Source organism: Pseudoalteromonas sp. S4741, from assembly GCF_005886135.1.
GTDB classification, from domain to species: Bacteria; Pseudomonadota; Gammaproteobacteria; order Enterobacterales; family Alteromonadaceae; genus Pseudoalteromonas; species Pseudoalteromonas tetraodonis.
This window is the reverse complement of sequence record NZ_PNCN01000248.1, coordinates 1-332: the sequence shown is the minus strand read 5'-3', so window position 1 is coordinate 332 and position 332 is coordinate 1. Positions and strand designations below refer to the sequence as shown.

1 rRNA gene is annotated in these 332 nt (G+C 51.5%); it reads left to right on the top strand.

The features are described from left to right. Window positions 1–29 precede the first annotated feature (29 nt). Window positions 30–332, top strand: a 16S ribosomal RNA gene (locus tag CWC30_RS18510); the annotation flags it as partial.

Genomic DNA, 332 nt, shown 5'->3' with positions numbered 1-332 from the left:
ATTGCTCTGGCGAAAGACATAAAACTTTTTAATTGAAGAGTTTGATCATGGCTCAGATTGAACGCTGGCGGCAGGCCTAACACATGCAAGTCGAGCGGTAACATTTCTAGCTTGCTAGAAGATGACGAGCGGCGGACGGGTGAGTAATGCTTGGGAACATGCCTTGAGGTGGGGGACAACAGTTGGAAACGACTGCTAATACCGCATAATGTCTACGGACCAAAGGGGGCTTCGGCTCTCGCCTTTAGATTGGCCCAAGTGGGATTAGCTAGTTGGTGAGCGAATGGCACCCCAAGGCCCCGAACCCAAGCTGGTTTGCGAGGATGATCCTC